General features: G+C 55.6%; 21 protein-coding genes and 1 CRISPR repeat array. Of the genes, 7 read left to right on the top strand and 14 right to left on the bottom strand.

Annotated elements, in window-relative coordinates; genetic code table 11:
- Positions 1–26: 26 nt before the first annotated feature.
- Positions 27–296: direct repeats of the CRISPR family, unit length 28 nt; unit sequence TTTCTAAGCTGCCTATCCGGCAGTGAAC.
- Between the two features lie 277 nt (positions 297–573).
- The 7 genes from poxB to tssD all read left to right on the top strand — a co-directional run bounded on the left by poxB (position 574) and on the right by tssD (position 7,756).
- Positions 574–2,292 carry a ubiquinone-dependent pyruvate dehydrogenase gene (poxB, locus tag QLG21_RS18370; protein ID WP_282484941.1) on the top strand — a complete coding sequence of 573 codons (1,719 nt, stop codon included), beginning with the start codon at positions 574–576 and terminating at the stop codon, positions 2,290–2,292.
- Between the two features lie 38 nt (positions 2,293–2,330).
- Entirely contained in the window at positions 2,331–3,332 is a 1,002-nt protein-coding gene (gene ltaE, locus QLG21_RS18365) for a low-specificity L-threonine aldolase (RefSeq protein WP_282484940.1), read from the top strand.
- Positions 3,333–3,346: 14 nt separating this feature from the next.
- Entirely contained in the window at positions 3,347–4,783 is a 1,437-nt protein-coding gene (locus QLG21_RS18360) for an SDR family oxidoreductase (protein ID WP_058609254.1), read from the top strand.
- A 92-nt stretch (positions 4,784–4,875) separates the two neighbouring features.
- Positions 4,876–5,889, top strand: coding sequence for an NAD(P)-dependent oxidoreductase (locus tag QLG21_RS18355; RefSeq protein WP_088207909.1), 1,014 nt, complete (start codon positions 4,876–4,878; stop codon positions 5,887–5,889).
- Between the two features lie 476 nt (positions 5,890–6,365).
- Positions 6,366–7,073, top strand: a complete 708-nt coding sequence (locus QLG21_RS18350) for a hypothetical protein (protein ID WP_282484939.1) — start codon at positions 6,366–6,368, stop codon at positions 7,071–7,073.
- Positions 7,070–7,276: a hypothetical protein gene (locus QLG21_RS18345; RefSeq protein ID WP_058610341.1), complete on the top strand. Its 207-nt coding sequence runs from the start codon at positions 7,070–7,072 to the stop codon at positions 7,274–7,276. The genes QLG21_RS18350 and QLG21_RS18345 overlap by 4 nt, the downstream gene beginning before the upstream one ends.
- Positions 7,277–7,756, top strand: coding sequence for a type VI secretion system tube protein TssD (gene tssD, locus QLG21_RS18340; RefSeq protein ID WP_282484938.1), 480 nt, complete (start codon positions 7,277–7,279; stop codon positions 7,754–7,756).
- A gap of 36 nt (positions 7,757–7,792) precedes the next feature.
- On the opposite strand, the gene QLG21_RS18335 is transcribed toward tssD, so the two are convergent.
- From QLG21_RS18335 to gspD, 14 genes are all read right to left on the bottom strand, one after another.
- Positions 7,793–9,655: a glycoside hydrolase family 19 protein gene (locus QLG21_RS18335; RefSeq protein ID WP_282484937.1), complete on the bottom strand. Its 1,863-nt coding sequence runs from the start codon at positions 9,653–9,655 to the stop codon at positions 7,793–7,795.
- Positions 9,656–9,796: 141 nt separating this feature from the next.
- The gene (iagB, locus tag QLG21_RS18330) at positions 9,797–10,243 is read right to left on the bottom strand and encodes a type III secretion system invasion protein IagB (protein ID WP_042319413.1); all 447 of its coding nucleotides are present in this window, start codon (positions 10,241–10,243) and stop codon (positions 9,797–9,799) included.
- A gap of 133 nt (positions 10,244–10,376) precedes the next feature.
- A complete protein-coding gene (locus tag QLG21_RS18325; protein ID WP_282484936.1) occupies positions 10,377–13,115 on the bottom strand; it encodes a glycosyl hydrolase family 18 protein in 2,739 nt (912 codons plus the stop codon).
- Between the two features lie 241 nt (positions 13,116–13,356).
- A complete protein-coding gene (locus QLG21_RS18320) occupies positions 13,357–14,154 on the bottom strand; it encodes an A24 family peptidase (RefSeq protein WP_282484935.1) in 798 nt (265 codons plus the stop codon).
- Positions 14,151–14,636: a type II secretion system protein M gene (locus QLG21_RS18315; RefSeq protein WP_006174356.1), complete on the bottom strand. Its 486-nt coding sequence runs from the start codon at positions 14,634–14,636 to the stop codon at positions 14,151–14,153. The genes QLG21_RS18320 and QLG21_RS18315 overlap by 4 nt, the downstream gene beginning before the upstream one ends.
- Positions 14,633–15,772 (bottom strand): type II secretion system protein GspL, encoded by a 1,140-nt coding sequence (gene gspL / locus QLG21_RS18310; RefSeq protein ID WP_282484934.1) that lies wholly within the window; start codon positions 15,770–15,772, stop codon positions 14,633–14,635. Before gspL ends, QLG21_RS18315 begins: the two co-directional genes overlap by 4 nt.
- A 15-nt stretch (positions 15,773–15,787) precedes the next feature.
- Positions 15,788–16,798 carry a type II secretion system minor pseudopilin GspK gene (gspK, locus tag QLG21_RS18305; protein ID WP_282484933.1) on the bottom strand — a complete coding sequence of 337 codons (1,011 nt, stop codon included), beginning with the start codon at positions 16,796–16,798 and terminating at the stop codon, positions 15,788–15,790.
- Positions 16,795–17,472 carry a type II secretion system minor pseudopilin GspJ gene (gspJ, locus tag QLG21_RS18300; protein ID WP_282484932.1) on the bottom strand — a complete coding sequence of 226 codons (678 nt, stop codon included), beginning with the start codon at positions 17,470–17,472 and terminating at the stop codon, positions 16,795–16,797. Before gspJ ends, gspK begins: the two co-directional genes overlap by 4 nt.
- Positions 17,469–17,849 carry a type II secretion system minor pseudopilin GspI gene (gspI, locus tag QLG21_RS18295; protein WP_006174344.1) on the bottom strand — a complete coding sequence of 127 codons (381 nt, stop codon included), beginning with the start codon at positions 17,847–17,849 and terminating at the stop codon, positions 17,469–17,471. The genes gspJ and gspI overlap by 4 nt, the downstream gene beginning before the upstream one ends.
- On the bottom strand, positions 17,842–18,327 hold the full coding sequence (gene gspH / locus QLG21_RS18290) for a type II secretion system minor pseudopilin GspH (RefSeq protein ID WP_006174343.1): 486 nt from the start codon (positions 18,325–18,327) through the stop codon (positions 17,842–17,844). Before gspH ends, gspI begins: the two co-directional genes overlap by 8 nt.
- The gene (gene gspG, locus QLG21_RS18285) at positions 18,327–18,776 is read right to left on the bottom strand and encodes a type II secretion system major pseudopilin GspG (RefSeq protein ID WP_282484931.1); all 450 of its coding nucleotides are present in this window, start codon (positions 18,774–18,776) and stop codon (positions 18,327–18,329) included. The genes gspH and gspG overlap by 1 nt, the downstream gene beginning before the upstream one ends.
- 3 nt (positions 18,777–18,779) lie before the next feature.
- Complete coding sequence (gene gspF / locus QLG21_RS18280) at positions 18,780–19,988, bottom strand: type II secretion system inner membrane protein GspF (RefSeq protein ID WP_006174341.1); 1,209 nt, start codon at positions 19,986–19,988, stop codon at positions 18,780–18,782.
- A complete protein-coding gene (gene gspE / locus QLG21_RS18275) occupies positions 19,988–21,466 on the bottom strand; it encodes a type II secretion system ATPase GspE (protein ID WP_282484930.1) in 1,479 nt (492 codons plus the stop codon). The genes gspF and gspE overlap by 1 nt, the downstream gene beginning before the upstream one ends.
- A gap of 14 nt (positions 21,467–21,480) precedes the next feature.
- Positions 21,481–23,412, bottom strand: a complete 1,932-nt coding sequence (gene gspD, locus QLG21_RS18270; protein ID WP_006174339.1) for a type II secretion system secretin GspD — start codon at positions 23,410–23,412, stop codon at positions 21,481–21,483.
- Between the last annotated feature and the right edge of the window lie 2 nt (positions 23,413–23,414).

The raw sequence follows: 23,414 nt of genomic DNA, 5'->3' as shown, positions 1-23,414 counted from the left end.
GGAACACTGTCTGTTCCATTGCTTTCTTTCTAAGCTGCCTATCCGGCAGTGAACATATTAAAGGGGCCAGTGTTTTCCCGTTCGATTTTCTAAGCTGCCTATCCGGCAGTGAACCCGCGAAAATATTGCAGGGTCATAATGTTTTTGTTTCTAAGCTGCCTATCCGGCAGTGAACGTGATGAAATTGCGGGCGCGTCGGCGTGGCCTTTTCTAAGCTGCCTATCCGGCAGTGAACGTCAAATTGAAACAACGGTAAGTATTAGCGATGTTTCTAAGCTGCCTATCCGGCAGTGAACTCACACAATCTACACCTATCTCATTGTAAAATAAATCTTATCCCCTCACTTTCTTCTGCACACCCTTTTTCCAGAAACCTCCACAGCCCCATGAAAAATCAACAACTTACACATGCTCTAAAAAAAAGGGTTTTCACCCGCACTGGTGTAGTTGTTCCCCATGAACAACACCCACCACGCTCCCGCAAATCGCTGTGCGCAGCGGGGGAATTAACGGGCAATGCGCCGACTTTCTTCTAAGCTTGTAAGCGATATCACAAAAAGGAGAAGGACACCCATGAAACAAACCGTGGCTGCTTACATAGCGAAAACCCTTGAACAGGCTGGCGTAAAACGTATCTGGGGCGTCACCGGCGATTCCCTGAACGGACTCAGCGACAGCCTCAATAAGATGAAAACCATCGAATGGATGCCGACCCGCCATGAGGAGGTTGCCGCCTTTGCCGCAGGCGCAGAAGCGCAGCTTACGGGTGAACTGGCAGTCTGTGCGGGATCGTGCGGGCCGGGCAACCTGCATCTGATTAACGGCCTGTTCGACTGCCACCGTAACCATGTTCCGGTGGTGGCGATTGCCGCCCACATCCCGTCGAGCGAAATCGGCAGCGGCTATTTTCAGGAGACGCATCCGCAGGAGCTGTTCCGTGAATGCAGCCACTACTGTGAGCTGGTTTCATCCCCGGAGCAGATCCCGCAGGTGCTGGCGATTGCAATGCGCAAAGCCGTGCTGAACCGCGGCGTGTCGGTGGTCGTGTTGCCTGGAGACGTGGCGCTCAAGGCCGCGCCGGAGGGTGCCAGCAGCCACTGGTATCACGCGCCGCAGCCGGTGGTCACGCCTGCCGAAGAGGAGCTGAAAAAGCTGGCGCAACTGCTGCGCTACTCCAGCAACATCGCCCTGATGTGCGGCAGCGGCTGTGCGGGTGCGCACCAGGAGCTGCTGGCGTTTGCTGAAAAGCTTAAAGCGCCGATTGTCCACGCCCTGCGCGGCAAAGAGCACGTCGAGTACGACAACCCGTTCGACGTCGGCATGACCGGGCTGATCGGCTTTTCCAGCGGCTTTCACACCATGATGAACGCCGATACGCTGGTGCTGCTCGGCACCCAATTCCCGTACCGCGCGTTTTACCCGTCGGATGCCAAAATCATCCAGATTGACATCAACCCGGGCAGCATCGGGTCGCACTGTAAGGTCGATATGGCGCTGATAGGTGATATCAAGTCCACGCTTAGCGCCCTGCTGCCGCTTCTGGAAGAGAAAACCGACCGCAAATTCCTCGACAAAGCGCTGAGCGACTACCGCGATGCGCGCAAGGATCTGGACGACCTGGCGAAGCCAAGCGACAAAGCAATTCACCCGCAGTATCTGGCTCAGCAGATCAGCCGCTTCGCGGACGATGACGCCATCTTCACCTGCGACGTCGGCACGCCGACCGTCTGGGCAGCACGCTATCTGAAGATGAACGGCAGACGCCGCCTGCTCGGCTCGTTCAACCACGGCTCGATGGCAAACGCCATGCCGCAGGCGCTGGGCGCGAAGGCTACCGCACCGGAACGTCAGGTGGTGGCGATGTGCGGCGACGGCGGCTTTAGCATGCTAATGGGGGATTTCCTGTCGGTGGTGCAGATGAAGCTCCCGCTCAAAATCGTGGTCTTCAACAACAGCGTGCTGGGCTTCGTGGCGATGGAGATGAAGGCTGGCGGCTACCTGACGGACGGCACCGACCTGCACGACACCAACTTTGCCCGCATCGCCGAAGCCTGCGGCATCACCGGCATCCGCGTGGAGAAAGCCTCAGAGGTTGATGAAGCCCTGCAGCGCGCGTTCTCCATCGACGGTCCGGTGCTGGTGGACGTTGTCGTCGCCAAAGACGAGCTGGCGATCCCACCGGAGATCAAGCTGGAGCAGGCCAAAGGCTTTAGCCTCTATATGCTGCGCGCCATTATCAGCGGACGCGGTGACGAGGTGATGGAACTGGCAAAAACCAACTGGCTCAGGTAAAACATCTCACATTGCCTTTTTAACTATAGGGATGTGAGATGATTGATTTACGCAGTGATACCGTCACCCGGCCGAGCCGCGCCATGCTTGATGCAATGATGGCCGCCCCGGTCGGGGATGACGTCTACGGTGACGACCCGACGGTTAACGAACTGCAGCGCTATGCCGCAGAGCTGAGCGGTAAAGAGGCGGCGCTGTTTCTGCCGACCGGAACCCAGGCCAACCTGGTGGCGCTGCTCAGCCACTGCGAGCGCGGCGAAGAGTATCTAGTTGGCCAGGGTGCGCATAATTATCTGTACGAAGCCGGCGGCGCAGCGGTGCTCGGCAGCATTCAGCCGCAGCCGATTGACGCCGCGCCGGACGGCTCCCTTCCCCTGGATAAAGTCGCTGCGAAAATCAAAGCCGATGACATCCACTTTGCCCGTACTAAGCTGCTGAGCCTCGAAAATACCCATAACGGCAAAGTCCTGCCGCGCGAATACCTGAAAGCGGCGTGGGAATTCACCCGCGAGCGCGGGCTGGGCCTGCACGTTGACGGCGCGCGCATTTTCAACGCGGTGGTCGAGTACGGCTGCGAGCTGAAAGCCATCACCCAATATTGTGACTCGTTCACCATTTGCCTCTCCAAAGGGTTAGGCACGCCGGTTGGCTCGCTGCTGGTCGGCAGCGCGGACTACATCAAGCGTGCGAATCGCTGGCGCAAAATGACCGGCGGCGGCATGCGTCAGGCCGGGATCCTGGCGGCAGCCGGGCTGTATGCGTTGAACAACAACGTTGCACGCCTGAAGGACGACCACGAGAACGCCGCGTGGATGGCGGCACAGCTGCGTGAGATTGGTGCGGACGTCATGCGCCACGACACCAACATGCTGTTTGTCCGCGTGGGCGACGAGCACGCTGCGGCGCTGGGTGAATTTATGAAGGCGCGTGGCGTGCTGATCAACGCCTCACCGGTGGTACGCCTGGTCATGCATCTCGACGTCAACCGCGAGCAACTCACGGACGTGGTCAAACACTGGCAGGCGTTTTTACAGCGTTAATTAAGGAGAGCAACGTGCCACAACGTATTCTGGTGCTCGGCGCCAGCGGTTATATTGGCCAGCATCTGACCGTCGCGTTAAGCCAGCAGGGGCATCAGGTGCTGGCGGTGGCACGCAGCGTTGAGCGTCTTCAAAAGCAAAACCTGCCCGGCGTCACCTGCCACAGCGTCGACCTGACCTGGCCAAAAGAGCTGCCCGCCCTGCTGGAAGGGGTTGATACGCTTTATTACCTGGTTCACAGCATGGGCGAAGGCGGCGACTTCATCGCTCACGAGCGTCAGGTGGCGATGAACGTTCGCGACGCCCTGCTGCAAACGCCGGTAAAACAGGTGATTTTTTTAAGCTCGCTGCAGGCCCCTGAAAGCGAGCAGTCCGACCATCTTCGCGCCCGCCAGCTGACGGCAGAGACCCTGCGCAGCGCCGCTATCCCGGTCACCGAACTGCGCGCCGGGATCATCGTCGGTGCCGGTTCTGCCGCCTTCGAAGTGATGCGTGACATGGTCTATAACCTTCCGATCCTGACGCCGCCACGCTGGGTGCGCTCGCGCACCACCCCCATCGCGCTGGAGAACCTGCTGCACTATCTGGTTGCACTGCTGGACCATCCGGGCGAGCAGCATCGTGTGCTGGAAGCCGCAGGCCCGGAGGTGCTGAGCTATCAGGAGCAGTTCGAGCATTTTATGCGCGTAAGCGGACGCCGCCGCTGGCTGGTACCGATCCCCTTCCCGACCCGCTGGATCTCGGTGTGGTTTTTAAACGTCATCACCTCCGTGCCGCCAACCACCGCGAAGGCGCTTATCCAGGGGCTGAAACACGATCTGTTAGCCGACGATCGCGCGCTACGCGCCCTCATCCCGCAGGATCTGATCCGCTTTGACGACGCCGTGCGCCACACCCTGAAAGAGGAAGAGAAGCTGGTCAACTCCAGCGACTGGGGCTACGACGCGCAGGCTTTTGCCCGCTGGCGCCCCGAGTACGGTTACTACCCGAAGCAGGCCGGCTTTACCGTCACAACCCAGGCGAGCCTGGCATCGCTGTGGGAAACCATCAACCAGATTGGCGGCAAAGAGCGCTATTTCTTCGGCAATATTCTCTGGCAAACGCGGGGCGCGCTGGATCTGCTGGTCGGTCATCGGCTGGCGAAAGGCCGCCCGGCGCATCCCTGGCTTAAGGTGGGGGATACGGTCGACAGCTGGAAGGTGATTATCGTTGAGCCTGAAAAGCAGCTGGCGCTGCTGTTTGGCATGAAAGCGCCGGGGCTTGGTCGGCTCTGCTTTACGCTGAAAGACAAGGGCGATCGCCGTGAACTCGACGTCCGTGCCTGGTGGCATCCGCACGGTATGCCGGGGCTGTTCTACTGGCTGTTTATGATCCCGGCGCACCTGTTTATCTTCCGCGGCATGGCGAAGCGCATTGCGCAAATTGCAGAAGCAAAGCGGGAAAAGATCTAAATAAAACGCTTATTCTTTCACGTTTCCCATTGCATACGGCCGTAATTCACGAAAGAATGCGCACGAAATTCTTTTCAACACAGTGGATTGATATGAAGGTACTGGTGACCGGGGCGACCAGCGGCTTAGGCCGAAATGCGGTCGAATTTCTGCGCAACAAAGGCATCAGCGTCAGGGCGACCGGTCGCAACGAAGCGATGGGCAAGCTGCTGCAAAAAATGGGCGCTGAATTTGTCCATGCCGACCTGACGGAGCTGGTCTCCTCTCAGGCCAAAGTGATGCTGGCCGGTATTGATACGCTGTGGCACTGCTCCAGTTTTACCTCCCCGTGGGGAACGCAGGAAGCGTTCGACCTCGCCAACGTGCGCGCCACGCGCCGTCTGGGCGAATGGGCCGTCGCCTGGGGCGTGCGTAACTTCATTCATATCTCTTCCCCGTCGCTCTATTTTGACTATCATCACCACCGCGATATTCAGGAAGATTTCCGTCCGGCGCGCTTTGCCTGTGAATTTGCCCGCAGCAAGGCTGCCAGCGAAGAGGTGATCGACCTGCTGGCGCAGTCAAACCCGCATACCCGCTTCACCGTCCTGCGTCCGCAGAGCCTTTTCGGGCCGCACGACAAGGTGTTTATCCCGCGACTGGCGCAGATGATGCACCATTATGGCAGCGTGCTGCTCCCGCGCGGGGGCGATGCGCTGGTAGACATGACCTACTATGAAAACGCCGTCCACGCCATGTGGCTGGCCAGCCAGCCTGACTGCGATAAGCTGGTGTCAGGCCGGGCCTACAACATCACCAACGGCGAACCGCAAACGCTGCGCAGCATTGTGCAGCGCCTGATCGATGAGCTAAACATCCACTGCCGCATTCGCTCGGTACCGTATCCGATGCTGGATATGATCGCCCGCAGCATGGAGCGCTTTGGCAATAAATCGGCCAGAGAGCCAGCGCTGACACACTATGGCGTATCAAAGCTGAACTTTGATTTTACGCTGGATATTTCCCGCGCCGAGCGTGAACTGGGCTATAAGCCGGTGGTGTCGCTGGATGAAGGGATTGTGCGTACAGCCGCGTGGCTGCGCGATCACGGGAAATTGCACCGCTAGCCGGGTAGGCCAAAATACACATATTGCGGCCTGATGCTCTCCCCCCTGCCCTCTGGCACGACCCCGTAGGCCGGGTAAGGCGAAGCCGCCACCCGGCAAAATACAGCGCATTGCGGCCTGATTCCCTCACCCTCTCCCACAAGGAAAGGATGTCAAAATAAAATAACAAAAGAAATTCGTGACAGATAACAGAATCATGCAATGAATGATGCTTCGAGCGTGCATTATGACAGATATGATTACAATGAAGAAAAGCTTGAAGCCCTTTTGAAATAGGGAAAGTAAGTTAAAAGAAATAATGAATAACAATTAAATCATCGAAATATTTATTTGGCGAATTTAACTGGAACCGCCTATTTATAACAATTATAAATAGGCGGCCTTTCTAATTTTCTTTTTTATAAGTGGGAGCAAGATCACTATGATTATAGCATTCCTTATAAGATGATAATCTTATTAAATTCCAGGAGCGCAGTATGTATTATAGTGACGATATTATAAATAAAATTGGGTCAGACAAAGATTTGGCTATCAGATTAGATAAAGCAATGTCCGGAGTAAAAGAGGGTTTTATCGATTACCTAAATAATCTTGGTGATGGAGCAACAAGACTGCTTTATTACACATCCTGCTTTACAGATAATTATACAGATGTTTGTAATCGGCTTTACCTTGAGGATAGGCGTTTTTTACTGGGTGCATATGAACTTGTCACCCATAGAGATATTATATTTAGAATGATAAAAATATATGTTTTATTAACACTTAAAAATAAAGACGAAAGTGAAGTAAATTATATATATAAGAAATTGGTTCCAATCACAACGCACTATTCAGTAATGCAAACTTCCAGACTAGCACTAATCTATTCTGTTGTTAAATATATTTGTTATGGCAACACAATGAATGCGGCTATACAAAGTGCGCTTATGAAAAAAATCGCGGGAAGAACAGGCACAGGGCTTTTTGTACTGAGTACATACGGGTTTGTTCAGAAAGCCTCTGAAAGTGCGAATAACTTAAAATATTTTCTCCCGCAATTTTATAATGCTTTATATGTTGAAAATCTGGAAATGATGTACTTCTTAATAGAACCAATAGTTTTGAGAACAGGTTATCTAAATATAAGCACAGCATCAAATGACGATATAATAGATATTTTTAGAAAAATGGCTGGAAAATGAAAAGATTTATAAAAGAAATTTGCAGGCTAATTATTGAAGATTTCAAGCAGCAATTGAAAGCACTTTTAACGGTAGTTCTTATCATTTTATTATCATTTATACCTGTTAAGTTTATAGATGATCCTGTAGTCGCCATGAGAGTAGTTGGATTAATTGTCGTAGTTGTCCTCTATTTTTCATTTTTTTATGAGAGAAAAAAATAAATGTCTATACCAGCACATATCTGGCTTACCGATGAAAATAATTCACCTTTAATTGGTGAATGCTTAATGCCGACACGATTGGGTTCCACTGAGCTTAAATCATTCAATCACTCCGTATGGATTCCTGCCGATCATAATACAGGGAAACTTACTGGAACACGACTTCATGTTCCTGTTACATTTGAAAAAGAAATTGATCGCCTCACACCAATTTTATTCCGGGGTTTATGCCAGGGTAGAATCTTTAAAGAGGCGATAGTCAAAATGTACAGAATTAATGACGCAGGTATAGAGGTGGAATACTTCAATATAACCCTGGAGAATGTAAAAATCACAAAGATTTCTCCCGTTTTATTTCCATTAGGGATCGCAGGTAAACATATGGAAGAAATTGAGATCCGTTATGAATCAATTGAATGGAAATACACCGACGGAAATATACTGTACAAGGATTCGTGGAACGAAAGAGTCACAGCGTAAAATTAAAAACGGCAACCCGAAGGTTGCCGTTTGTGATTACAAAGCCGTCCAGGCGTCGGACCATGCCAGGCCTGCACCTGGTTCATAGTACGTCGGAGAGTTGTTACACCAGCCGCTGTACGGGAACGGTTTGCACTGGAACAGTTTACCGTGGTTGTTCACGATATCCCCTTCCTTGTACTTATCGTTCGCGCTCCAGCCTGGGTAAGAACCGGACGTGCCTTCATCAGATGGCGTCGCCGCTTTCGCTTTCACGTTCAGCAGGTAAGACGTGGTGCTGCTCAGCTCACCGTCGCTCACGGTCAGGCTAACTTCATACTGCTTCGCCGTCGCCGCTTCTGGCGCAGTAAAGGTTACGACTGCTTTGTCGTCACCGGTCACGGTCTGGCCATCCTGGGAGCGCCAGGTGTAGGTCAGTTTGTTACCGTCTTCATCGGTGGACCCTTCCGCGCTCAGGGAAACCTGCGCACCGGCTTCTACCGCACCGATTGGGCCAGCAATCTGCGCGACAGGCGCGTGATTGACAACCGCCGGGGTGGTGTCTTCAGATGGCGTGGTATCGTCGGATGGCGCTGGCGTCACGTCTTCAGACGGCACTGGAGCAGGCGTCACATCTTCAGATGGCGTCGGCGTTGGTGCTGGGGTCGGCGTTACGTTGCCATCAGCCGGGGTGCCGTCGTCGTTAACGATGTTAACTTTATAGAACTTCTGCACACACTTGGTGTAGTCGCCCGTTTTAAAGGCGCTGAACGGCGTCTGGTAGCCCACCAGCTGGCACGCGTAGGTTGAGCCGCTTGGCGTATCCGGGCTCCACCCCCAGTCCTGCTCCCAGTAGATTTTCAGCGCGCCGGAGCCGCCTTCATCGAACTGTTTCATGTTAGCGCAGCCCAGTACTTCGTTTTCCGGGACCGGCACTTTCAGGTAGTTGGCGAACTCTTTGTAGTATTTGATACGGTTCTGCGACTGGGCAATCTCAGTCGGGCCGCCGCACTCAACGCCGCCGTTGATGATCTGCGTGGTCACGCCGAAGCCCGGCACCAGGCCGTTCGCTTTATCGTGATCGTTCGGCTGCCATGTTCCGTCGATAACCTGCAGCATGCTTGGTTTTGGCGGCTGTGGATAGGCGAAGAAGAAGATCGCACTCGCCAGGTTCAGCCAGGTGTCCGCCACCAGCTCAGGTTTGTCGAGCAGGGTACGCACGGTGCCGAACATGGATTCGGAGAACGGACCGTAGTTGTAGTTGTAAGACAGCTGCTTAGCGCCGCGGCCAAAATAGCTCACGAAGTCGCCGTCTTTGTCTTTACCGCACGGCCAGGTCTGACCCTGCCAGACGTCCGGGTTACATTCGCCGTTATAGCCGCCCTTCTGCCCTTCGCTCCAGCCCATCTCACGCACGTAGACCAGCGCCTGACGCCATTCGGCTTCCGGACGCCAGCTTTCGTGACCGCCGGTTTCCTGCGCGAAGTGAGCAAACATGGTCGCCAGCTCTTTTCGGCAGATGGCGTCGCTGTCGCGGCCATCATTGTAGGTATCGCACAGCGCCGGGAATTTACCCACGGCCTTCAGGAAGTTGCTGTAGCTATACTCTTTGGCGCGCAGTGGGAACAGGTATTCCCAGTCGCTCTCTTTGAGAATGCTTTCAACGCGCTTCACGTTAGCAGGGTTAGTGGCTTTACCCGGTTCAATCTGCTCCACCAGGCTGTTATCCAGGGTGCGGATGGTCGCTTTCACCGACTGCATCAGGGGAAAGTTGGTCAGTTCCTGCTCTTTTTTTGCCAGGTCGCTGGCTTTGATGGTGTATGGCTCGCTGCTGGTTTCCTGCAGCATCGTTGCCTGAGCCATGAATGGAGCAATACATGCCCCAGCAACCAGTACGCTCAGTAATGTCCTTTTGGTCATCTTAAATAGTCCTGTTTATTTTCAGCAACAATGAGAATTACATTTCCGGCTTATGTATTAGTCCTTTAATAAATAAACCTGGAGATGCGGTCTTTTTCACTTTTTGAAACGCGCCTGACGGCACGCTTCAAAAAATAAAAATCAATCCTGATAATATCGGCTCGCTTTAATCTGCTGATATTTACGCCACACTTTATGGGCATAGATCATGCGCTGCGGATAGTTCTCTTTTTTAAGCCCGGCGTTATAGGCTCCAACGGCTTCCCAGTTATATCCGTACACTTTGATCATGCCGGACAAAATGGATGCGCCGACCATAATCGAGGTACAAGGCTCAGCCATCAGGCGTCGCTCATCTATACCGCGGCGTTCAAGTTCACTAAAGTGCGAGCTGTTTATTTGCATCAACCCCACATCGCGGGTTCCGTCATGATTTTTGCCGACGGCGTAGGGATTCATTCCCGATTCAACTTTTGCGATGGCGTATAATAAATAGGGATCGACGTGATAATGATGTGCAGCGGTATCCCAGCAGTTCGCAAATACACTTTGGCTAAAAATCATCAACAACAATATTAGGCGTTTCATTATTTCACTCGCTTGATATGTACTCTCTTCTCCTTGCGCGTTCCTGCTGACTTTAAAGAACTGGCTGCACCCAACGCGGGAACAGCCAGTCATTGCGGGCGAACGTCACGCCCGCAACTTAAGGTTCAGAAGATTATTTGCAGTCTGCTGCTGCGCCTTCTTTCACCCATACATCGCTGTTGCCAGGCTTGTCGCCCTGCGTCCACCATTTCGCACGGTATACAGAACCCTGGTAGGTAGTGGTTTCGCCGCCGTTATAAACGACTTCCGCACGCCAGTTGAACTTCACGTTGCTGACCAGTTCCCAGGCTTCTGAACCGAAGCCAGGTTTGTCGCCCTGAGTCCAGTACTTCGCTTTCCAGACCAGGTTGTCAGAACTGACGGTATCGCCGCCGTTGTACACGGTGCTTGCGCTCCATGCTGCATGTTTGCTGGCATTAGCATCAACAGGTGCATCACAGCTGCCGGTTGCGGAACCTTCGTCTGCCGGGGTCGTCCCTTCATCTGCTGGCGTAGTACCTTCATCAGATGGGGTCGTCCCTTCGTCAGCTGGCGTGGTGCCTTCGTCAGACGGGGTGGTGTCTTCATCCGCCGGAGCCGGAGCGGCTTTAGGCGTTACGGTTACCTGGACGTTTGACTGCACGCTGGTTTTGCCGTCAGAAACGACAACGCTCAGGGTGTAAGACGATTCAGAGCTCACTTCTGGCGCGGTGATGGTGGCGTTCGCGGTGTCGGTACCGGTCGCGTTCATATCAGCCGGAATGCTCCAGGAGTAGGTCAGTGCATCGCCGTCCGGATCCGCAGCCTGAGCGTGCAGGGACAGAGACTGGCCCGCTTCCAGGGTCACGTTTTCCATCTGGTTGATCACCGGAGCCTGGTTCGCTTTAGGCGCTTTGTTCACAACCTGAACGTCAGCAGTGCTGGTCAGGCCTTGCGGATCTTTCACCGTCAGGCGGAAGGCCATGGACTGGTTGCTGGTCACCGCAGGGACGTTGAAGGTCGCTTTCTTGCTGGTGCTGTTGGTCAGCGTGACCGTAGAACCAGAAATCTGCGTCCATTTGTAGGTCAGCGCATCGCCGTCCGGATCGGTAGAGGCTGAGCCGTCCAGATTCACGGTTGCCGGGCCGGTCACGGTCACGTCAGACGCAGAAGCCACTGGCGCATGGTTGGTCACCACAGGTTCATCGGAACCGGAAGAGCTGCCCAGCAGGCTTTCGTTCATGGCGTTCAGGATGTCGCCGTTGTCAGATTCGATGGACCATGCGAACAGGCCGCCGAGATCTTTGTTCAGGACATACTTACCTTTAGCGTTAACGGAACGCGCGTCATCGTACGTCACCAGCTCGCCGGTAGACTTGTTGAACAGGTATGGCGCTTCAGCGGTAGCATCGTATTTGTACTCCCAGCCTGGCTTGCCTTTCATGTCGTTCACGATGTTGCGGTAGTCAACGATGCCGTTTTCCCAGGTGCCTTTGATTGCGCCGGTTGCGGTACCGGTGAACGGATTATCGCCGGTGTAACCGTGAACGCCCGTCCAGCCACGGCCATACATTGCCGCACCCACCACGATCTTGCCTGGCTGTACGCCCTGCGCCAGCATCGCTTTAACTGCGTTGTCGGTGGTGTACGCTGTGTCAGGCTTGTAGGACGGTGCATACAGCGCCGTCTGGTGGCCCAGGTCGGTGTTGCTCCACGCGCCGTAGAAGTCGTAGCTCATCAGGAAGATGTAGTCCATGTACTGCTGAGCAGCTTTGTAGTCTACGTCTTCAATTTTGTCCCAGCCGGAGCCGATAGCAGAAGTCAGCTCGTACTGACGACCGGTTTCAGCGGAGAGGCCGTTCAGCATCTGACGCAGATCGTGCATCAGCAGGGTGTAGGTCTCTTTATCAACCTGTGGGTTGCCGAGGGTGGCGTTCTCACCGCCGCCGCCAGGGAATTCCCAGTCGATATCCACGCCGTCGTAGAATTTCCAGGTCTGGAGGAATTCTTTAACGGAGCCAACGAAGCGGTCACGCAGCACTTTGTCGTGCAGCTGATAGAACGGGTCAGAAAGCGTCCAGCCACCGATGGATGGCAGAATTTTCAGGCCCGGATGCGCTTTTTTCAGCGCCATCATCTGACCGTAGGTCCCTTTGTACGGGTCGTCCCAGTTGGTCACGCCTTTCTGTGGCATCTGCAGCGCAGCCCACGGATCGTGGATCGCCACGGTGTAGTCCTGACGGCCAGCACACGCGCGCTTCAGGGATTCCAGTGCGCCGGAGGAGGCTGCGCTGGCGTTGATGTTGTCGCCACACATTGGGATGAAGCCGTAAATGATGTGGTTCAGGTTATCCACCGGGATTTTATCAACCGGGAAACCGCGATCGTACACGCCCCACTCAGGGAAGTAGGCGGCAACCACTTTGTTAGTGTGGGTGGCGAAGGCTTTGTTGTTTTCCTGCAGCGTCGTGGTAAGCGGCAGCAGGTGGGCACCGTCGGTATCCGCAACGATGATCAACTTGCTGGCGCTTTTGGTGCAACCGCTGTCGTTACAGAGTTCAACCTGCTCCTGATAACGGCCGCCTTTTTTCACTTTAAAGGTCGCAGAGCCTGCGGTGCTGCCTGCACCGGTCCAGACGGTTTTGCCGTCCAGCAGAACTTTCGCGGAGGTAGGCGCATCGCCGCTCCAGACGTTCCACTCAACTTTCACGTCTACGCCGTCTTTGTGGACTTTAAGCAGGCTGTTGTAGTCCTGTGCGGCCTGGTCGACTTCAACCAGCGCAAATTTGTCGTTGCCGCTGGTAAGAGACGGTGTGCCCGGAGCAGCTGCAAATACTGAGCTTGTTGCGGCAGCAACAAAGAGCGCCAGATATTTAGGCTTCAAAAATTTCATTTTTATTTCCTGATAAATTCATTCGTGAACGTAATTCACCATGTCTTCCTTAAAACATGGCATACTTTATTTACAACTAAACGACCCGTTACCAAAAACAATAATAATGTGCTGTATTCCTCCATAAAAAAACACAAGCCGCAATTCCGTGTAGCTTATGTTCTTTACGATACACATAAGGCAAAACAGATTCCTTCTGTTTGCTTATCGAAAAAGATTTAAAAAAAACTTGACCGTTTTTTTAGAAAGTGACAGAGAAAATTTGTCCTGCCATAACGGCAATGCCGGCAAACGCTAAATAAGGTCCGAAAGCAATTGTTTGGGTATTTTTATTCTGCGCAGCAAATACGAGATACCCAATAATACCGCTGAGCGCGGCCAGTAATTCAATTGTTGGCAGTGCCTGCCAGCCGCACCAGGTACCCAGCGCCGCCAGCAGCTTAAAGTCACCGTATCCCAGCCCTTCCCGGCCGGTCGTCAGACGAAACGCCCAGTACAGCAGCCACAGCGACAGATACCCCGCCACGGCGCCAAAGAGCGCATCACGCAGCGGCAGGCCCGTTCCGCAGGCATGGACCAGCAATCCGGCCCACAGCAGCGGCTGCGTCAGGCAGTCTGGCAACAGCTGATAGCGCCAGTCGATCATCGCTAACGGCAGCAAAAACACCGCCATCAGCCAGAGTGAAAACAGGTCCTGAAGGCCAGGAACGGCCCAGGCGGTGGTGCCGAAAAAGAGTGCGGTAATCAGTTCAATCAAAAAGAGGCGCAGCGGGATGGGGCGTCGACACTGGCTGCATCGTCCGCGCAGCAGAAGCCAGCTTACCAGCGGAATGTTTTCCCAGGCCGCCAGGGCGTGCTGACAGTCCGGGCAGTGCGAGGCGGGAAAAAGCAAATTGCCGCTCCCGTCCTCCTCCAGCACCATCGCCGGGACGCGCTCGGCCACCACGCCGAGGAAACTCCCGACTATCGCGCCTAACGCGGTACTCATCGCCGCAAACCCAATCGGGTAAACCTCCCGGATTGGCAGGAGCGTCATCATGCGTTCTTTTTCCAGGTAAGCTGAATCTCTGCCCGCACGTCGCTAAGATGATCGACAGGTTTCAGCGTCATCTTTTCCAGCCGGACGCCGGAGGTCTGGTTGATTTCCCGCAGCCAGTTTTTTAGCTCATACACGTTCACCCGGGGCACCACAAACGCCAGCGACTGCCCATCCTGATGCAGCTCCGTCAGGGAGAGATCAATCTCATGCGCGCTGCTTTCAATTACGCTGCGGGGATTATTGGTTTTGATCTGCTGCACCTGAAGATGGTTTTTATCAATTTCAGTGCGCATCCAGTTCAGCGTTTCCTGCTGGCGCGCCAGCGTTGATCGGCTATTTTGAATAATATTATCCAACGGGGTAACTCCTGCGTAATAAACCACGGCGCAGAACAGGGTTATCGCTCCGGCCTTAAATAATGTTTTTTCGCGTGCTGAATAGTTTTGATAACGTGATTTCAGCTGCGCAATTCGCTCTTTCATTTATATTTCCCTGTTATCATGGCGGTGTAAGGCGCGTCCTTCGAAATAGGCTGTAAGGTAAAATCAAATTTCGTATTCGCCTGATTAATAAATTCCTGTAACGCTGGCTGGTTTTGCGCGCTGACGCTCAGCGTTAATGCATCCTGATTGCTGTCATATTCCAGCAGGTCAATTTCCATCGCCGGGACTGACTGCTTAATCTGCGCCAGCTCGTCGAGCTGCAGGAAGAATCCTTTGCGCTGCTTCTTAAGATTCTGACCAAAGTGGTACTTGATGTTGGTTTGCTGGCGCATGCTCGGGAAGTGGTGCTGATAAACCTCCACAATCTCCTGCTGCACGCGGTTTTCCTGCTGCACCAGCATCCATGCCATCCCCACCCGCGGGCCTAACAGCAGGCCGAGCGACAGAATGCCCATCACCACCATCGCTCTTCTGATGCTTTTTTCCACCTTCGCACTGGCGGCTGCGTCGCTGAACTCGCCGTGCAGAAGCGTGATGCGGCATTTCTCCCACTGGGGCTGGATCAGCACCAGCGGGTGCACCCAGGGCAGCGTGTCTGCGTCAACGCCGGCAGGGGCGTCGCCGTAACAGCAGATCTCCCCCTCGCCCGCTTTTTGCATCAGCAGCGAAACGAGGGTGGCATCCACCTCCGTTGCGGTATGGTCGCCGAGCCGCAGCCAGTAGTTATCGTCCAGCGAAACCAGCGTACTGCCGCCCGCTGAAACGGGCAGCAGCCAGGCATCCGGCAGCGCCTGGATCACCTGAAGCCCGGCGTCGCGGCAGCGGGTCAGCCAGTGACGCAGACGCGTGGCGTCTATCGCCACCGCATCCACTTCGCGCCCTTTTTTGTGCAGCACCGTCCAGTGGAGATTATCCACGTCACCAATCAGCGTCTCTTCCGCCATCCAGGAGAACGCCGTCGCCTGCGAGGCCATCTTCTTTGGCAGCGTAAAGTGGCGGAAGATCATGTCACTGGCAGGCAGCAGCAGGCAGACGCGCGCCGCCAGAGGATGATCCGCCAGGGTGGCAAGCGCCTCCAGGCTGTCCAGAGTACCCACCTCCTGACTACCGGATCCGCACCACCATATTTTCCCGTCCTTGCGGCTGTCGGGACGAATAAAAAGCACCTGTTTCATAGAGTTCGACTTTGGTTATTCAATCATTCGGTAACGACGTTGCCACGTCACGATCTCACCGGCTTCGTTATTGACCTGAAGCTGGCTCACCACGCGAAGCGTTAGCTCGTCAGTGTTGCCGGTATAGTTGACGCGGAAATATCGGCTATTAATGGCTATCAGTTCAGCCACCTGGGGCAAATCATCTTTTAGCTGCGGAAAATTCTGTTCCAGCGCTTTGCTGAACGTTTCCATACTTTCCCATCCCTCTTCCGGACGGGCCTCAATCAAATGCCGGGCCTCTTCTTCGGTTAATTTCCCGGGGAAGAGCGCCGCGACTACCGCAGCCCGCGCCGGATCAAGGGTGTTGATGTCCACTTTGGTGGCCGTATCCGGCAGCGCACAGAGCAGTTTGCTGACCTTTGGCCACGCGGCGGCAGGAAACGCCGGAAGCTGCTTTATTTCAGCAATGGTGCGCATCATCTGGTTTGCCGGTTGCCGGGCGGGTATCACCCCGGCCCAGGCGTCGCTCTCCGCGCCCTCTTTCACCGTGGTCGCGTCACCGTCGAGATAATCCACCAGCTGCTGATACACCTCTTCGGCGTTCGCCTGGCTTAAGCCGCTTTCGGTGAGGAGTTGCTCAAGGCTCTTCTCTCTGCGCGGTTTTTCCGGCACGGCGGCCGCATCCGTCGCGGCGGGGGTTTTCTCCGCCGCCAGCAGGGTATTGACGTTAAAGCAGTCCTGCGCGTCCTCGACCTGGCCCACCACGGTGTAGTCTTCACCCTGGGTTTCCAGCGGCTGATGCCAGTCACCGTCGGGTGCCAGCGCTTTACTTTCGCCGCTCGCATCGGTCTGCAAACGGTCTTTTATCTCTTTTTCCTGCGCCTGAATGGCCCAGCGGATCTGCTGCTGGCCCACCTGATAATGGGTTTTCTGCAGGTTGCGGCAGAACTGCTGGCTGATTTTGGCGGCGAGCGCCGACATCATCACCAGCAGGATCAGCACCACCAGCAGCGCGACCCCTTTCTGTTTAGCGATGCGATTCATGGTTTGCTCCCGGGCACAGGCTGTGGCGCGACCGGCGGCGTTGCGCCGTTTGCAGGAGCCTTGTCACCAGACGGAGCAGGCGTTTCGCCGCCCTCTTTTGGCGCGACTTGTGGCGCAGGCAGATCCCCCGGGGTAGTAAACACCCAGCGCCAGGTATCGCCATTCTCCATTGTCAGCGTCGCCTCCACGCCATCAGGCTGATGGCCTGCATCCGTCCAGCTTTTCAGCCAGCCGTTGCGGTAGAAGCGCCACTCCAGGGATTTCACCTCGTTGACGATCGGCACCGCTTCCGGCTTGACGTCCGCCGGGCCGTCAATCGCGGGCCAGACATCGCGATACAGCCGCCCCTCCTCCAGCCGCCAGCGCACGCGTTCCAGCTGAACCGTGCCGCTCACGCCGTTGAGCGTGGTCATCTCCAGGCCGTTGTCATCCTGGCGAAACAGATCCGGCTCGTTGCGCGGCGCGCGCGCCTGAAGCTGAAAGAAGTCGCGCTCCATCAGGCTCCAGGCACGCTGGAGCTGGTTAAGCTTTGCTGCACTGGCATCGGTCGCGGAGCTGGTCCGCATGGCACCGTCGAGAATTTGCCAGGCCAGCGTGCTGATCACCGCAAAGATGGTCAGGGCAATCATGATCTCCAGCAGGGTAAAACCGCGCTGGCGTCGCGTGTTGTTCACTTGATCTCTCCCGGCGGAATAATCTGCAGCGTGATGGCCGGCTGGCTTTCGTCGCCTTCGGCATAGACGCGGATCTCATTGGCCCACACGCCATCGGCCTTCTTGATACGCTGCTTGCGCCAGTTCCAGCTGCGCCCGCCCATGGTCTCGGTTCCCTGCTGTTCGGCGTCGGGGAAATCTGATCGCGTGAGCTGCGCTTCCGCTAACTGGTTTTCCGCCACCCAGCTGGCCTGCAGCGTTTCGCCCAGCCCCTGGGTGAAACGCACGTTAAGCGACACCGAGTTCATCAGCGCCAGCGCGGCGGTAGAGAAGATGACCAGCGCGACCATCACCTCCAGCAGGGTCATCCCCTTTTGCGTTCTCTTGCCTTTAGTCATCGTTCTCTACCGATACCGGAGCGGCACCCTGCGACACCACGCGGAAGCGGTGCTGCTTGTCATAACTTTGCAGCGACAGCGTGAAGCGGCCAATCTCGCCGTCAGGTAAAAACACAATCTGCGGATCGGCATCGATCGTGGCGGCCAGCCGCTGCGGCGACAGAGAAACGTGCATCTCTTCGGGGAAATCACCTTTGGTCGTAATACGCCCTGCGGTTAACGGCACCCAGCGCTGTTCTGCGCTTTTAACGTCAAGCGTCACCAGCTGGTATTTATCCGCGGTAATCACTAACCCAACGATATTTCCATCCATCACCGCACGGTCAGAACCATAATCAACGAGGGCTTTTAACTGCTGGCCAAATATATCCGCACCGCTACGTGAAGGTATTGTCGACACCACCATCATGGCGCAACTGGCAAATATCACCAGCGCCAGAATAATTTCCAGCAGCGTAAACCCGCGTTGCTTATTCATTATTTCTCTTTTTTATCGAGAGACCAGTTAGTAATATCATCTGCGGTATTGGCTTCACCGTCAGGGCCTGCGGAAAATACGTCAACCGCGCCATGTTCGCCCGGGCTGACCATCAGATAGTCGCTGCCCCACGGGTCCTGCGGCAGGCGGCGAATATAGCCGTCAGCGCGGTAGCCGTTCGGAATTGGCGCGATTTCAGGTTTGGTGACCAGCGCCTGCAGGCCCTGTTCGGTGGTCGGATAACGGTGGTTATCCAGCTTATACATATCCAGAGAGCCTTCGAGCGCGACAATATCGCTGGTCGCTTTTTGCGAGTCAGCTTTCTCTTTATTGCCCATTAAGTTCGGTACCACCATACTCGCCAGCACGCCGAGAATAACAATTACCACCATTAATTCGAGCAATGTGAAGCCCGCCTGGCGAGCCAGGTTTTTACGTTTTATAGCCATTATTTACCCTACCATGTTATTAAGTTGCAGAAGCGGTTGTAATATTGACAGCACAATGAATAAAACAATTGTCGCCATACTGACCACCAGCGCCGGTTCAAATACCGACAGTGTTAACGTAATTCGATGCTGCAGCGCCGACTCCTGGTTTTCCGCCGCGCGGTCCATCAAATTGCCTAATTCGCCGCTCTCCTCACCGGAGGCGATCATATACAGCATGGTCGGCGGAAAGAGCTTCGCCTGTTCCAGCGCGGCATACAGCGAGGCCCCCTGGCGTACGGTATCCGCCGCCTGCTCCAGCACCTGCCGGGCATAGAGGTTTTCAATCCCGTCCATCGCGATGTACATCCCTTCCAGCAGCGGGACGCTACTGGCCTGCAGGATGCTCAGCGTGCGGATATAGCGCGCGCTGTTAATGGCGCAGACCAGCTTTTTAATCGGCGAACCGTTAACCAGCCAGCTGTGCCAGCGAAAACGGTTTTTGACGTTTCTGACCCAGGCTTTGAAGCCGACAATCCCCCCGCCGATGCCGCCCGCGATATAAATACCGTAAGCCTGCAAAAAATCGCTCACTGCAATCAGCGTGCGGGTGGTGATCGGCAGCTGCTGCTTCATGTGGGTGAACTGTTCGATCACCTGCGGCACCACCGCCACCAGCAGAATGCTGATCACCGCGATGGCGACCACCGTCAGGGTGATCGGGTAGACCATCGCCTGCGTCAGCTTGCTTTTCATCTTCTGACGCTGCTCGTTGTACTCGGCCAGCTTTTCCAGCACGTCGCCCAGGTGACCGGTTTTTTCACCGGCCATCACCAGGGTGCAGTAAAGCTTGTCGAAGGTGCGCGGGAACTGGCTGAATGCGTCAAACAGCGTATGCCCTTCCACCACCTTCTCGCGGATCTCCACCACCATCGCCGCCAGCTTTTTGTCTTCCGTCTGTTTGGAAATCGCTTTTAACGCGCTCTCCAGCGGCAGCGCCGCGTTGACCAGCGTCGAAAGCTGACGGGTGAACATCGACAGCACCGGCGTGGAGAGCTTCGTCCCGGTTTTGGCTTTTCCGGCCACCGCCGCTTCGCGCGTTTCGCTGATGCTCACCGGCATCAGCTTTTGCTCACGTAGCCACTGGCGAACCTGCTTTTGCCCTTCCGCCTGCAGCGTGCCGCGCTGGCTTTTGCCCGCCGCGTCCGTAGCCGTCCATGCGTAGAAGGCCATCAGACGTCTCCCCCGCGTTCGGCGGTAACGCGCATCACCTCTTCAAGGGAGGTCACGCCGCTAATCACCTTCAGCAGCCCGTTTTCACGCAGGCTGTAGGCCTGCTTAAAGAGCTGCGTTTCGATGGACATTTCGTCTTTATCTTCGTGAATGGCGCGGCGCATCGGCGTATCAACAACCAGGAACTCGTGGATACCCGCGCGCCCCTGATAGCCGCTCTGGCGGCAATGTTCGCAGCCAACCGCACGATAAATCGCCTTCGGTGGCGTGGGCATAAAGCTGAACAGCGCCTTTTCATTGTCATCCAGCGGACTGGTGGTGCGACAGTGGGTACACAGCCGACGCACCAGACGCTGGGCAATGACACCGAGCAACGATGATCCAATTAAAAACGACTCCAGCCCCATGTCGCGCAGACGCGTAATCGCGCCCGCGGCGCTGTTGGTGTGCAGCGTAGACATGACCAGGTGACCGGTCAGCGACGCCTGCACCGCGATTTGCGCGGTTTCACCGTCACGGATTTCCCCGATCATCACCACGTCCGGGTCCTGGCGCAAAATGGCGCGCAGCCCGCGGGCAAAGGTCATGTCCACGCGCGGGTTAACCTGCGTCTGTCCCACCCCTTCCAGCTCATATTCAATCGGGTCTTCAACGGTCAGGATGTTGCGTTCATGGCCGTTCAGCGCCGACAGAATGGCGTACAGCGTGGTACTTTTACCGGAGCCTGTCGGCCCGGTGACCAGGATAATGCCGTGCGGGCGGTCGATCAGCCCTTTTAACTTTTCCAGCTCCTCATCAATCAGCCCGAGCTTGTTGATATCCGGCTTCAGGTTGCTTTTATCCAGCAAACGCATGACCACGCGTTCGCCGTACTGTGACGGAATGGTCGAGACACGCACGTCGATGGCCTTGCGGCCAATGCGCAGCGAAATACGGCCATCCTGCGGCAGGCGTTTTTCTGCAATATCCAGTTTGGACATGACTTTAATACGCGACACCAGCAGCGGCGCGAGCTTGCGCGCCGGTTGCAGCACCGGGCGCAGCACGCCGTCGACGCGAAAACGGATGCTCAGGGTGCGCTCGAAGGTTTCGATATGAATATCCGAGGCCCCCTCTTTCACCGCTTCACCGAGAATGGCGTTGATCAGGCGGATCACCGGCGAGTTTTCGTCGTTATCCAGCAGATCCTCGTTGTCGGGGATCTCCTCGGTTAACGCCATTAAGTCGATGTCGGCATCCATATCGTCAACCAGCTGCTGCGACACGCCGCTGCTCTGCTGCCAGATTTTCGCCAGCAGCTCCTCGAACGCGTCCGGCGTCAGGGTGACGGGAACAAAGGACCGCCCCAGCACCCGACGCATCTCAAGCAGCGCAAACGCAGGCGCATCGTCACGGACATAGACGTCATCGTTATAAATCAGCACGCCGTTGTCTTTTGCGTAGCTACTGCTGCACAGGGTTTTGCTCAGTTCGTCCACGTTGCGCCTCCGCCTTATTGTTTAAACGGATTACGCGTCGTGGTTGCGCTGGCTTTCACCGGCGCAGCGCTCACTGACGGCTCGCTCGGATATGCGGGCATCACCGGGTTGTTGGCGTTCGTCACGATCCCAAGCTTCTGCTCTTCCAGACGCTGCTGCTGACGCGCGCGGATCTGGTCATATTTCTCCTTCGACGCGGCGCTGTAGTTATCGTCGTCGCGCAGCACCGTGGTATGGATAAACACCATCAGGTTACGCTTCGAGGTATCCTCGGAGGTGTAGCGGAACAGCTGGCCCACCAGCGGGATATCCCCCAGCAATGGCACCTTGGAGACGGTCTCTTTGGTGACGTTCTCCATCAGGCCGCCCAGCACCACGGTCTGGCCGCTGTGTACCATCACTTCGTTATTGATGGTACGGGTGTTAAAGGTCGGGCCGAGGCTCGCATCTTCGGTGGCGCTGGCGTCCACGCTGGACACTTCCTGCTCAATCTTCAGGTGGATCATGTCGCCGTCGTTGATCTGCGGCACAATCTTCAGCTTGGTACCCACCGTCTTACGCTCCACGGAGTTAAAGACGTTGTCGCCGCTGGTGGTCTGGGAACCGGACAGTACCGGCACATCCTGACCCACGTTGAACGACGCTTCTTTGTTATCCAGCGTCACGACGCTCGGCGTAGAGAGAATATCGTTCTTCGACCCGGTGGAGAGCGCGGTCACCAGCGCACCGAAGTCGCCGTTGAAGAAGCCGGTCGCCAGGCCGGTGAACGCGGTGCCTTTCATGGTGCCGTTTTTCACCTGGCTGATAGGCAGGCCCGTTGCGCCGAACTGAACGCCACCGTGCTTGCCGGTCCACTGCACGCCCAGATCCATGCCGTTACCGTCCTGCACTTCCGCAATGATGGCTTCCACCAGCACCTGCGGACGACGGATATCGAGCTTGTCGATCACTTTTTCCAGCGAGTTCATCACGTTAGGCTGGGCGGTGATCACCAGTGAGTTGGTGGACTCGTCGGCGGTAATGTTCAGATCGCTTGAGGCCGTGGCGGTTTTGCTTTTCGGCGCGCCCGGTTTGTCTTTCAGCTGCTCGCCGATGCCGGTCAACACCGGAACCACCTTGGCGGCGTTAGCATATTTCAGGTAGAACACGCGGGTGTTACCCTCGTTGTTCTGCTCGCGATCCAGCTGGCCGATCAGGGTACGGGTGCGCGAACGTGCATCTTCCGAACCGCTGATCACCAGGCTGTTGGTTTCGTCGTCGGCCACGACTTTGGTCGCCAGCTGCGGCGCGTTCTGCCCTTTTTGCTCTTCGTTGTTGAGGTTATTCAACATTTCCGACAGCTCTTTGGCAGAGGCGTAGCGCAGGGGCACAATCTCACGGCGCTGCACGCCGTCTCTGTCAACGCGCTGCACCAGGTCCACCAGGCGGTTCACCACCGAGGCTTTACCGGTTAACAGCAGCACGTTAGACGGCTCGAAATGCACCACGTTACCGATGCCCGAGGCGTCGTTAAGCTGGCGCAGCAGCGGGGCCAGTTCACGCACCGGCACGTTTTCCATCCGCACGACGCGGGTGATGATCTCATCGCCCTTGCCGGGGTTTTTGCTGTCCGCCAGCGGTACGCCAGCGGTACGTGCTACGCTTGAGCGCACCACTTTCACCATCCCGTTGTCCATCGGGATCACCGACAGGCCGTACAGGTCCAGCACGCTCAGGAAGAACTGATAATATTCATCTTCCGACAGCACGTTATAGGTTCTGACCGAGACCGTTCCCTGAACGGAAGGATCGACCAGAATCGTTTTATTAAGATTACGACCGACCGTATCGATAAATTCACGGATATCGGTATTTTTAAAACTTGCGCTAAAGTTAGCTGCAAACAGCGAACCGGAATATAACGACAATGCGGTCAGCGCCACGCACGCCCATGGAAATTTCTTCATGT

The sequence above is a fragment of the Enterobacter sp. V87_3 genome (assembly GCF_029967835.1).
Lineage (GTDB): Bacteria > Pseudomonadota > Gammaproteobacteria > Enterobacterales > Enterobacteriaceae > Enterobacter > Enterobacter cancerogenus.
This window is presented reverse-complemented; position numbering and strand designations above follow the sequence as displayed.

Coding starts and splice junctions, on each gene's coding strand:
- gspK (WP_282484933.1), bottom strand. CDS start 16,798: ATGAATCGCATCGCTAAACAGAAAGGGGTCGCGCTGCTGGTGGTGCTG.
- gspH (WP_006174343.1), bottom strand. CDS start 18,327: ATGAATAAGCAACGCGGGTTTACGCTGCTGGAAATTATTCTGGCGCTG.
- tssD (WP_282484938.1), top strand. CDS start 7,277: ATGTCTATACCAGCACATATCTGGCTTACCGATGAAAATAATTCACCT.
- gspF (WP_006174341.1), bottom strand. CDS start 19,988: ATGGCCTTCTACGCATGGACGGCTACGGACGCGGCGGGCAAAAGCCAG.
- poxB (WP_282484941.1), top strand. CDS start 574: ATGAAACAAACCGTGGCTGCTTACATAGCGAAAACCCTTGAACAGGCT.
- gspI (WP_006174344.1), bottom strand. CDS start 17,849: ATGACTAAAGGCAAGAGAACGCAAAAGGGGATGACCCTGCTGGAGGTG.
- gspD (WP_006174339.1), bottom strand. CDS start 23,412: ATGAAGAAATTTCCATGGGCGTGCGTGGCGCTGACCGCATTGTCGTTA.
- QLG21_RS18335 (WP_282484937.1), bottom strand. CDS start 9,655: ATGACCAAAAGGACATTACTGAGCGTACTGGTTGCTGGGGCATGTATT.
- gspL (WP_282484934.1), bottom strand. CDS start 15,772: ATGAAACAGGTGCTTTTTATTCGTCCCGACAGCCGCAAGGACGGGAAA.
- QLG21_RS18355 (WP_088207909.1), top strand. CDS start 4,876: ATGAAGGTACTGGTGACCGGGGCGACCAGCGGCTTAGGCCGAAATGCG.
- QLG21_RS18345 (WP_058610341.1), top strand. CDS start 7,070: ATGAAAAGATTTATAAAAGAAATTTGCAGGCTAATTATTGAAGATTTC.
- ltaE (WP_282484940.1), top strand. CDS start 2,331: ATGATTGATTTACGCAGTGATACCGTCACCCGGCCGAGCCGCGCCATG.
- QLG21_RS18350 (WP_282484939.1), top strand. CDS start 6,366: ATGTATTATAGTGACGATATTATAAATAAAATTGGGTCAGACAAAGAT.
- iagB (WP_042319413.1), bottom strand. CDS start 10,243: ATGAAACGCCTAATATTGTTGTTGATGATTTTTAGCCAAAGTGTATTT.
- QLG21_RS18315 (WP_006174356.1), bottom strand. CDS start 14,636: ATGAAAGAGCGAATTGCGCAGCTGAAATCACGTTATCAAAACTATTCA.
- QLG21_RS18325 (WP_282484936.1), bottom strand. CDS start 13,115: ATGAAATTTTTGAAGCCTAAATATCTGGCGCTCTTTGTTGCTGCCGCA.
- gspG (WP_282484931.1), bottom strand. CDS start 18,776: ATGGCTATAAAACGTAAAAACCTGGCTCGCCAGGCGGGCTTCACATTG.
- QLG21_RS18320 (WP_282484935.1), bottom strand. CDS start 14,154: ATGATGACGCTCCTGCCAATCCGGGAGGTTTACCCGATTGGGTTTGCG.